At 58.8% G+C, this 10,220-nt stretch carries 11 protein-coding genes and 2 pseudogenes; 11 read left to right on the plus strand and 2 right to left on the minus strand.

Annotated elements, in window-relative coordinates; all coding sequences use genetic code 11:
* The first annotated feature begins 41 nt into the window (after positions 1-41).
* The 7 genes and pseudogenes from BMW90_RS18490 (at position 42) to BMW90_RS18520 (ending at position 5,210) form a co-directional block, all read left to right on the plus strand.
* Positions 42-613 (plus strand): annotated as a pseudogene (locus tag BMW90_RS18490) (L,D-transpeptidase).
* The gene (locus BMW90_RS18495; protein WP_074837903.1) at positions 613-1,071 is read left to right on the plus strand and encodes a c-type cytochrome; all 459 of its coding nucleotides are present in this window, start codon (positions 613-615) and stop codon (positions 1,069-1,071) included. The pseudogene BMW90_RS18490 and the gene BMW90_RS18495 overlap by 1 nt, the downstream one beginning before the upstream one ends.
* A gap of 14 nt (positions 1,072-1,085) precedes the next feature.
* Positions 1,086-1,700: a c-type cytochrome gene (locus BMW90_RS18500; protein ID WP_074837905.1), complete on the plus strand. Its 615-nt coding sequence runs from the start codon at positions 1,086-1,088 to the stop codon at positions 1,698-1,700.
* A 4-nt stretch (positions 1,701-1,704) separates the two neighbouring features.
* Positions 1,705-2,595 carry a c-type cytochrome gene (locus tag BMW90_RS18505; RefSeq protein WP_074837907.1) on the plus strand — a complete coding sequence of 297 codons (891 nt, stop codon included), beginning with the start codon at positions 1,705-1,707 and terminating at the stop codon, positions 2,593-2,595.
* 16 nt (positions 2,596-2,611) lie between these two features.
* On the plus strand, positions 2,612-4,000 hold the full coding sequence (locus BMW90_RS18510; protein WP_074837909.1) for a multicopper oxidase family protein: 1,389 nt from the start codon (positions 2,612-2,614) through the stop codon (positions 3,998-4,000).
* Positions 3,997-4,491, plus strand: a complete 495-nt coding sequence (locus BMW90_RS18515) for a c-type cytochrome (protein ID WP_074837911.1) — start codon at positions 3,997-3,999, stop codon at positions 4,489-4,491. The genes BMW90_RS18510 and BMW90_RS18515 overlap by 4 nt, the downstream gene beginning before the upstream one ends.
* On the plus strand, positions 4,491-5,210 hold the full coding sequence (locus tag BMW90_RS18520; protein WP_074837914.1) for a DsbA family protein: 720 nt from the start codon (positions 4,491-4,493) through the stop codon (positions 5,208-5,210). The genes BMW90_RS18515 and BMW90_RS18520 overlap by 1 nt, the downstream gene beginning before the upstream one ends.
* An 8-nt stretch (positions 5,211-5,218) precedes the next feature.
* On the opposite strand, the gene BMW90_RS18525 is transcribed toward BMW90_RS18520, so the two are convergent.
* Positions 5,219-5,413: a heavy-metal-associated domain-containing protein gene (locus BMW90_RS18525; protein WP_043847225.1), complete on the minus strand. Its 195-nt coding sequence runs from the start codon at positions 5,411-5,413 to the stop codon at positions 5,219-5,221.
* Positions 5,414-5,562: 149 nt separating this feature from the next.
* Between BMW90_RS18525 and BMW90_RS18530 the strand changes: the two genes are divergently transcribed.
* The 4 genes and pseudogenes from BMW90_RS18530 to BMW90_RS18545 form a co-directional block, all read left to right on the plus strand.
* Entirely contained in the window at positions 5,563-8,064 is a 2,502-nt protein-coding gene (locus BMW90_RS18530; protein ID WP_074837916.1) for a heavy metal translocating P-type ATPase, read from the plus strand.
* A gap of 9 nt (positions 8,065-8,073) precedes the next feature.
* Positions 8,074-8,463 carry a Cu(I)-responsive transcriptional regulator gene (gene cueR, locus BMW90_RS18535; protein WP_009824489.1) on the plus strand — a complete coding sequence of 130 codons (390 nt, stop codon included), beginning with the start codon at positions 8,074-8,076 and terminating at the stop codon, positions 8,461-8,463.
* A 120-nt stretch (positions 8,464-8,583) separates the two neighbouring features.
* Entirely contained in the window at positions 8,584-9,534 is a 951-nt protein-coding gene (locus tag BMW90_RS18540; RefSeq protein ID WP_009824490.1) for a DUF305 domain-containing protein, read from the plus strand.
* Between the two features lie 68 nt (positions 9,535-9,602).
* Positions 9,603-9,873: pseudogene (locus BMW90_RS18545) on the plus strand (glutaredoxin domain-containing protein); the annotation flags it as partial.
* Positions 9,874-9,926: 53 nt separating this feature from the next.
* Here the strand turns inward: BMW90_RS18545 and BMW90_RS18550 are convergent.
* Positions 9,927-10,220: transposase (locus tag BMW90_RS18550; protein ID WP_139211463.1), on the minus strand; the 294-nt coding region annotated here is incomplete at its 5' end.

Below are 10,220 nucleotides of genomic sequence, written 5' to 3' on the forward strand. Positions count from 1 at the left end.
CGGATAGTCTGACCGGCAGGCAGATAACAACATGAGGCCGTATGATGACCCGTAAGCAAACACGTGTAACGCGTCGCGCATTCACGACAGGTGCCGCGTCGGCAGCTTTCGCAGCCCCGTCCATCCTGCGTGCACAGGTGGAACAAGCCGGTGTGCGAAGGAACATTTCGTCGTTTCGCACCCATGCATGGCAGGATAGCTTTGACGCCTTGGGCAAGGCATTATCATCGCGGATACCACCACTCGCGTGATGCAACATTGGACATCCGATGGCGAAATGCGCATTTACCCCACATCGGTTCCCTTGACCGACGAGCTGACAAGGCGCGGCTACACGACAGTCACGTTCAAGGACCCCGAACCTGACTGGACCCCTACACCCTCCATGCGCGAACGTGACCCGTCTTTGCCGGCCTATATGCCGCCCGGGCCGGATAACCCGTTAGGCGTCCGTGCCCTGCACCTGAGTTGGACGTACTACAGGATTCACGGCACCCATGATACGCGCAAGATCGGAAGACGCTCTTCAAGCGGGTGTATCGGTCTCTACAACGAGCAAATCATCGAGGTGTTCGACAGGACACCGGTCGGCACGCAGGTACGATTGATCTGATGTCGAAGTCCGGCATCCTGATTGCGGCGGTTTTTGTCGTCGGTGGCGCGGTTGTGATCTGGCAGCAATTGCAGCCATCGTCTTCGATGCCCGGCCACACGATGACAACGCCTGATCTTTCGCAGGCGGAAGAGGGCGCGCCGATTGCAGACGTCGTTGTGCCTGCCGAATTTTCAGCAAATGCCCAATTGGGAAAGCGTGTTTTCGACGGCGCTTGCGCCGCTTGTCATGGTGCGAATGCTGCCGGACAGAATGGCGTGGCGCCACCCCTTGTCCACAAGATCTATGAACCGAGCCATCACGGTGACGCCGCATTCTTGCTTGCCGCGAAACAGGGTGTCAGAGCGCATCATTGGAAATTCGGGAATATGCCGCCAGTAGAGGGCGTGACAACTGGCGAGGTGAAAATGATTGTCGCATATGTGCGGGAACTTCAGCGTGCCAACGGGATTAACTGACAGGATTGGCCAACATGAACATGAAGATATGGATCACTGCTATTGCGATAGGGACGACCGGCGTTGCTGCCTTGGCGCATTCCGGAGCAACCGGCGTGGTGCTGGAGCGGATGCAGGGCATGTCCGCGATGGCCAAAACACTCAAGACGCTATCACCCATGATGCGGGGTCAGGTACCTTATGACGCCGATGTCGTCCGCAGTGAAGCTGACGCGATGATCGGCCATGCCGGTGAGCAGATGACACGGCTCTTTCCCGAAGGCTCGGGTGGCGGGGTATCCAAGGCGCTGCCGTCGGTCTGGGATGATGACGAAAAGTTCGCGGCCTTGGCGGAGGACCTCAGAACAGCGGCGGAAGGATTGAAGTTGAGCGCAGGCAATGGGTTGGCCGCGGCACAGGGCAACGGCAGCGGATCAATGATAGGCAGCGCCACTGACGGGATGATGGGTGGCTCAACGGACGGGATGATGGGCGGCGGGTCCGCGCCTGCAATGGGAGGGGGCATGATGGGATCGGAACAACCCATGACGCCCGAAATGTTTGCTGAAATGCCGGTTGACCGCGCGTTCGCAATGGTCGCCCAGACCTGTTCGGCCTGCCACCAGAAGTTCCGCAGAGAGGACAAGTAATCAGATGCGGTGGTGGCGTTGGATCATCGGTGCGGGGGTCATTGGCGGTATCAGTGTTGTTGCTGCAACGATCGCCTGGCCGGTCGGTGCACCAGTGTCGACCCTGACCCTGGAAGGGGAGGTCCAGCGGGGATCGTATCTGGCGCGCGCCAGTGGGTGCATTGCGTGTCATACCAATTTTGAAGCTGGCGGAGCGCCTTTGGCAGGAGGGGCCCCGCTCAAGACCGATTTCGGGACATTCTATCCGCCAAATCTGACCACCGATGTCGAATTCGGGATTGGCGGCTGGACAGTAGAAGAGTTTGCAAAAGCGGTAAGGCAGGGAATTTCCCCGGACGGAGACCCCTATTATCCCACCTTCACCTACCCGTTTTATGCAAACTACACGGATCAGGACATTGCCGATCTGTGGGCCGCGTTCCAGACCGTGCCAGCCGTGAATGTGCCGACCCCGTCCCATGAGGTGCCTTTTCCGTTCGATCAGCGATGGGGGATGAAACTTTGGCGGGCGGCTTTTCTGACAAAGCCTGACACCGCACCAGAGGCGGACCGAAGCGATGCTTGGAACAGGGGCAAGCTGCTGGTCAACGGGGCGGCACATTGTGCTGCCTGCCACACAACGCGGAACTTTGCAGGCGCACGCATAGTATCGAAGAGGTTTTCCGGCAACGACGCCTTGCCGGGAGGTGGCAAAGCACCTTCGATCCGGACGCGCGATCTTGTGTCCGAAGGCTGGACAACAGACGATATGGCTTATGCATTGCGATCTGGCATAACGCCGTCTGGCGACGTATTTGGTGGATCAATGGCCGAAGTCGTGCGCTATGGCACGGGCTTTCTGAGCGACGCAGACCTGAATGCGATGGCCACCTACCTGCTGGACAACAAATCATAATCTTGGGAACCCACGAATGATCACGCTCAATCGCCGCCAATTTCTGGCAACATCTGCTGCGTTCAGTGGTCTGTCGGCCAGCACTGGATTTGCGGGCACGCCATTCGCGACCCTGACAGCCCAGCAAAGCGACGTGCAGCTGCTGCCCGGCAACTATGGCAAGACATCGCTTTGGTGCTTTGACGGCGGCTCACCCGGTCCGGAGATTCGCGTGGCGCAGGGGGGGCGTGTCCAGCGCAGATTGGTCAACCGGTTTTCTCAGGGAACGTCGACGCATTGGCACGGCATCCGCATCGACAATGCGATGGATGGCGTTTCCGGCCTGACACAGGATGTGGTCCAGCCGGAGGAAACATTCGACTATGACTTTACTGTCCCGGATGCCGGGACCTATTGGTACCATGCCCATAATAGGTCGTTTGAGCAGGTGGGCAGAGGGCTTTACGGTGCACTGATCGTGGAAGAGGCCGAGCCTCTCGACATTGATCGCGAGGAAGTCCTGATCCTGGATGATTGGCTTATTGACCCCGAAACCGCGCAGATCAAAGACGACTTCGGAGCGCCTCATGATCTCAGCCACGCAGGGCGCATCGGCAACCTGCTGACGACCAATGGAACCTTCAATCTGGGCCTGAGTGCACGCAAGAACGAAAGACTGCGCTTGCGGCTGATCAATGCTGCCAATGCGCGCAATTTCCAACTGGGGCTGGAAGGCCTTGACGGTTGGGCGGTTGCTTTGGACGGCATGCCCCTGGCTGCACCCATTAAGGTGACGGAGCCGATGATCCTCGCTCCGGCTCAACGGATCGACCTGATCGTCGATGTGGTCGCGGATGTTGGTGAAACGGCTCATATTCTTCAGTTCGGCCGGGAAGAGGCCTTCAGCCAGGTTACATTCGAGGTCGTTGAGTGGGGCTCGAAAAATCGTCGAGACGCGCCTTTGGCCTTGCCGCCGAACGACCACAGGATGGTCGACTTGAGTGAAGCCACGATGCTCAGCCTGAGTATGGAAGGCGGTGCCATGGGGCGGATGAGGTCCGCTTCCCTTGGGGGCGAACTCAAGCCGATCGGCGAGATCGTCGAGGCCGGGTACTTCTGGTCGTTCAACGGCAAAGTGGACGGGATCAACGGTGATCCTCTTGCGCGGCTGGAACGCGGCCAGAATGTTCGATTGAAAATGGTGAACGACACGGCGTTTCCGCACGCGATGCACCTGCATGGCATTCACTTTCACGAGGTCGCCGAAAACGGCACCCTCGGACCGCTGCGTGACACGACCCTTCTTCAACGGGGTCAAACGCGCGAGATTGCCTTCGTGGCGGACAACCCGGGCCAATGGCTGCTGCATTGCCATATGCTGTCGCATGCGGCTTCGGGCATGATGACCAAGATCGTCGTTGGATGACCCCGCGGTCCGTCTATCTTGCGTTGGGCGTAGTTACCGTTGCGGTGGCTACCATATTTCTGTGGACCCGGTCCGGCGGAACCGACGTCGCGGCGGAAAACCTCATCAATTCCTCGGCGGATGTGGCCGCGGGCGAAGTCCTCTATGCCGAAAATTGCGCCGCGTGCCATGGCGCAAATCTGGAAGGTGAAGAAAACTGGCGCAGCCCGCGTGATGACGGAAGCCTGCCCGCACCGCCGCATGATGCAAGCGGCCACACCTGGCACCACGCGGACAGCATGCTGTTCGCCTACACCAAGCTGGGGGGCGCCGAGGTTCTCGCGGCGCAAGGCGTTGACTTCAACAGCGGCATGCCCGGTTTCGGCGACCAAATGAGCGACGGGGAAATCTGGGACATCCTCGCATACATCAAGTCAACATGGCCGGAGCGTGAACGCGCCACGCAAGCCGAACGCACGGCCCAGGATATTGCCTCACAAGGAGACGGATAATGAAAAGATTCTTGGCTACCACCGCACTGTTAATGCTTCCCATCGCTGCGATGGCAGACGGCATGGACGAAGACCGGATCAAGGAACTGGTGCTGGAAGCCATCCGCGAGAATCCGGGCATCGTGTTCGAGGCCGCGCAGTTGTTCGAACAGCAACAACAGGCGTTGCAGGCGCAAGCCGCAGCGCAGATTCTCGATACGGAAAAAGCCACGCTTGAAAATGATCCCAATGCGCCCGTTCTGGGCAATCCGGATGGCGATGTCACGGTTGTCGAATTCTTCGACTACAACTGCCCCTATTGCCGCCGGGTTAAACCTGAAATGGAGGCATTGCTTGCCGCTGATCCCAACGTCAGGGTGGTTTACCGGGAATGGCCCATTCTGGGGGACGGGTCGGTTTTTGCCGCCCGCGCGGCGCTGGCGTCCCGAAACCAAGGCAAATATGAAGAGTTTCATTGGGCCATGATGCAACTGAAGGAACGCGCAGAGGAAGCATCGATTCTCCGCACTGCGGAAGACATCGGCCTCGATGTTGCACAGTTGCGTCGCGACATGAACGGACCGGAAATCGAAGAACACATACAGACTTCCATGCGGCTTGCGCAATCTCTGGGGTTCAGTGGCACACCTTCATTTGTGATCGGCGACAGTCTTGCGCCGGGCCTGATCCAGGCGGACCAGATGATCGAGCTTGTCGATCAGGCACGGGCCGCCGAATAAGGACAATCCTACGCGGCTGAAGCGTCGTAGCCAGCGTCAGCGATGGCTTGCCGCACGGTCGCCTGTTCCAATGTGCTTTGGACAGTGACAAGGCGAAGGTCCAGATCGGCCGTGACAACGGCTGATGGATCCTTTGCCTTGATGCCGCTTTCGATAGCGGATGTGCAGTGTCCACAGCTCATTTTCGGGACGGAAAAAATCATGAAGGCCTCCATTTTTGGTACAACCTCAGACTTGGTCGTTCCATCGGGAGGAAGGTCAAGCAAATATCAGAAAAATAAATGAGATACTCTCTTGAGCTTCCAGCAACTGGAAGCCCTATATCAGGGTAAGTTCAACCGAGGAGTCTCTCATGACCGAACCCAATACGATACGTCTGTCCGTTTCCGGCATGAGCTGCGCGTCCTGTGTGGGCAGGGTTGAAAAGGCTCTCGGCGAGGTTCCAGGCATTTCGAACGTCAGTGTCAATCTGGTGAGTGAAACGGCACAGTTTCAGACGGATGATGCAGCCACGACGGGCGCAGCGGTTGCGGCACTGTCGCAGGCCGGCTACCCGGCAAGCACGGCGCGCGTCACGCTGAACGTAGACGCCATGTCCTGCGCGTCCTGTGTCGGTCGGGTTGAAAAGGCGCTTGTACGGACACCCGGCGTATTGAATGTGGCGGTCAATCTGGCAACCGAAACGGCTGTGGTCGAATATTTCTCAGACACCATTACCCCGGAAGAGATTGCCCGGATCAGCACGGAGGCAGGATACCCGGCCGAGATCAAGCAAAGCGATGCGCAAGCCGACCGGTCGGCCGAGGAAGCCGACGCTCTGGCGCGTCGTGTCATACTTGCCGCGATCCTGACCGTTCCGGTGTTCGTTCTGGAAATGGGAAAACACACCATACCCGGCTTTGAGGGCCTGATTGAGAGCACAATCGGCATTCAAACGTCGTGGCTGATCCAATTCGCGCTTGCCACGGTGGTTCTGTTCGGACCGGGTTGGAGGTTCTTTGCGAAGGGCATTCCGGCGTTGATCAAGCGTGCTCCGGATATGAACAGCCTTGTCGCGCTGGGAACCGGGGCGGCGTGGACTTATTCCGTAGTCGCGACCTTCCTGCCACAGGTGCTGCCTGACGGTGTGCGCGCCGTCTATTTCGAAGCAGCGGCGGTTATTGTCGTTCTGATCTTGTTGGGTCGCTGGCTTGAAGCGCGGGCCAAGGGCAAGACCGGTGCAGCCATTCAGGCCCTTCTTGGTCTGCAGGCAAAGACAGCCAGGGTCCTGCGCGAGGGGCAGGCGACCGAGGTTGACATCAAGGAACTTCGGATCGGCGATCAGATCCTCGTGCGTCCCGGTGAAAGGCTGCCTGTCGATGGCGAGGTCACAGAAGGATCAAGCAACGTCGATGAAAGCATGATCACCGGTGAACCCCTCGCCGTGCCAAAGGCTGCTGGCGAACCGGTGACCGGCGGCACGGTGAACGGCACCGGGAGCCTGACCATAACGGCGACGCGGGTCGGGGCGGATACCACGCTGGCGCAGATTATCCGCATGGTCGAAGATGCTCAGGGGGCCAAGCTGCCGATCCAAGGCCTAGTGGATCGCGTGACCATGTGGTTCGTGCCTGCCGTTCTGGTTCTGGCGCTTGCGACTGTGGTTGTCTGGCTGCTGGTCGGTCCCGATCCGGCTCTGACCTTTGCGCTTGTGGCGGGTGTCTCCGTTCTGATCATTGCGTGCCCCTGCGCCATGGGGTTGGCCACGCCCACCTCGATCATGGTGGGGACAGGACGCGCTGCCGAGATGGGGGTGTTCTTCCGCAAGGGAGATGCGCTGCAACATCTGGACGACGTCGGCCTCGTTGCGCTCGACAAGACCGGGACGGTCACCCAAGGGCAACCCAGTTTGACAGACCTCATCACGGCCGACGGCTTTGACCGGGCAGAGATACTCGCCCTCATCGCATCTGTCGAGGCGCAGTCTGAGCACCCGGTGGCAGAGGCCATCGTGCAGTCCGCAAAGAGCGAAGGCCTGTCCTGGCCCGATGCGACGGAATTCCGGTCCGTGACCGGCTACGGTGTCGAGGCGCTTGTCCAGGGCCGCAAGGTTCATGTCGGTGCGGATCGCTTCATGGTGCAGCAGGGCATTGACACCAGCCCGCTGGAAGACCGCGAAAGGGCGTTGGCCGAAAAGGGACGCACCGCGCTTTATGCTGCGGTGGATGGAACCCTGGCGGCTGTGATTGCCGTGGCAGACCCGGTCAAATCCTCCAGCGCCGAAGTGATCGCAGCTCTGCATGATCGAGGGATCAAGGTCGCGATGATCACCGGAGACAAGAAGGCCACGGCAGATGCCATAGCCCGCGAGGTCGGGATCGACCACGTCATTGCAGGGGTATTACCGGATGGAAAAGTCGCCGCCCTGGACGAATTGCGGCAAGGGAACAGCAAGATCGCCTTTGTCGGGGACGGCATCAACGACGCGCCAGCACTGGCCCATGCCGATGTCGGCATCGCCATCGGAACCGGCACGGATGTCGCTATTGAAAGTGCCGACGTGGTGCTGATGTCGGGGGATCTGCGCGGCGTGGTGAATGCAATAGACGTGTCGCGCAAGACCATGCGCAACATCCGGCAGAACCTCATCTGGGCCTTTGGCTATAACGTCGCGCTGATCCCTGTGGCGGCGGGCGCGCTTTATCCAGCCTTTGGATTGCTCCTGTCGCCGGTGTTTGCCGCCGGGGCCATGGCGCTGTCCTCCGTGTCGGTTCTGACCAACGCGCTGCGGCTGCGACGGATCAAGGCGACGATGTCGGAACAGGATCCGCCCCACGACGCGGCGACGAAATTCGCAACGCAGCCCGCAGAATAGGAGACAGGTGTGAACATCGGAGAAGTATCAGAACGCGCGGGTTTGCCAGCGAAGACAATCCGCTACTACGAAGACATCGGCCTTGTCCGGCCTTTGCGCAGCGATAACGGATATCGCGCCTTTCGCGACAGCGACATCCACAAGCTCGCATTCCTGGGCCGCGCCCGGACCTTGGGGTTCTCGATAGAAGACTGCCGCACGCTGCTTGATCTCTATGAGGATGAGACACGGGAAAGCGCACAAGTAAAAGCGGTCGCACAAGAACACCTGGCGGCCATTGACGAAAAGATTGCCCAGCTCAGGTCGATGCACGATACGCTGTCACACCTCGTTGACGCCTGCCATGGCGATCACCGCCCGGATTGTCCGATTCTGAAAGATCTGGCCAAAGAGCCGTAGCGCATGATGCTTGGGGCCGACATTCTTCGGATTTTCGCACCGTAGCGTTGGAGTTTGTTGGAGCCCTCCCCCGCTGGAATGTTGTTTCTTCAGCAATTCAAGCCAAGGTGGAGGGATCAAATGTCTGAAGATACGACCGGGAAATCTAGCGGCGGGTCCCACGCCCGTTCAAGTGAAGATGCAGCACATTCGGGGGGCCATTCAGGTTCATCCTATGGCCGGTTTCTGGCGATGGTTGGCACGTCGACAGCGATCATGTTCGGCCTGATGTACATCAACTCGTACTCCTTCGAACATGTCTACTGGAGCGAAACCCGATTTTACATGACGTTCATCATGGGCGCGACGATTGCGACCGTGATGCTCCTTTTCATGTTGAACATGTACAAGAACAAGGGCGTCAACGCCGCGATCTTTCTCGGGTCTGTCGTGATGTTTGCCGGCGCGCTCTGGCTCGTGAGAAGCCAGGAGACCATTCAGGACGAAAGCTGGATGAGCGCGATGATCCCGCACCACTCCATCGCGATCATGACAAGCGAACGGGCCGAGCTGACAGATCCACGGGTCAAGGCTCTGGCTTCGGAAATCGTGACGGCGCAAAATCGCGAAATTTCCGAAATGCGTTTCCTCATAGATGACATTGAGGCAAATGGCGAAGCCGGTCCTGAATGGCCACTTGGTGAAGCGGACGGTCCGGCTGAAATGGAGGGGCTTCAAGAAGCGATTGCAACCCCGGTGATTGCCGGAATCCGTCCTGCACCGCTCAAAGCCGAAGAAATAACACGCGCACTGGGGTCCGACGGACAATGCCGTTTCATTCGCGCCGTGAACGCCGATCCCATTCTGGTCACGGACGGGGCGGGGAACGGCGTCGCCAAGATATCCGGATCGCTGGTCAACTTCACGTCGCAAGACACAGTGACGTCCGGTGGCGTCCTGTCTGCCGATGGTGGCCAATTCACGCTGGCGCCGGGTGACGCGGACGGTGAAGACGCCACCCTGCTGTTTGAATTGACGGGAGAGACGCCTCTGACTGTCGGATTTACCGGGTATTGGACCTGCAACGGTTAAAGGATTTAAAGGAACGCGTCATGACGAGAGAGGCAAAATCCACCCCGAAGACGGCGGTTTTGTACCGAATGGTGATGGAGGAGCATGTTTGTCCCTATGGGCTGAAAATCGAAGGACCTGCTTGAGCGGGAGGGGTATTCGATTGAGGACCGGCCTCTGAACACCCGCGAGGAAACGGATGCTTTCATGGAAGAACACGGTGTCGAAACGACTCCGCAGACCTTTATCGGCAATGAAAGAATTGGTGGCTATGACGCGCTGAGGGAATTTTTCGGCCAGGACGTAAAGGATGACGACGAGACGACTTATCAACCCGTCATTGCGATATTCGCGGTCGCATGGGAGTGTCCTGAACTTTGTGTATCCGGGCCGGCCCATGCGGTTTCAGATACTCAAGCGTCGAAGCGCTCGCCGAACATTATGGCGAACTGATTTCGGGCTGCAAACCATTCCCGAACGTTTCGTCCGTCCCTCTCGAAGTTGCGGATGGCCAAGTAGATCAGCTTGGTCGCGGCCTCATCCGTCGGGAAGGACCCTCGCGTCTTGATGGATTTCCGGATCACGCGGTTCAGACTTTCTATGGCGTTCGCCGTGTATATGATCTTGCGGATCGCCGGATCGAAGGCAAAGAACGGGATCACCTCCTGCCATGCCCGACGCCAGGCCGGCGCGATGGACGCGTATTT

Origin of the sequence: Marinovum algicola, assembly GCF_900109145.1 — a bacterium.
Taxonomy (GTDB): domain Bacteria; phylum Pseudomonadota; class Alphaproteobacteria; order Rhodobacterales; family Rhodobacteraceae; genus Marinovum; species Marinovum algicola.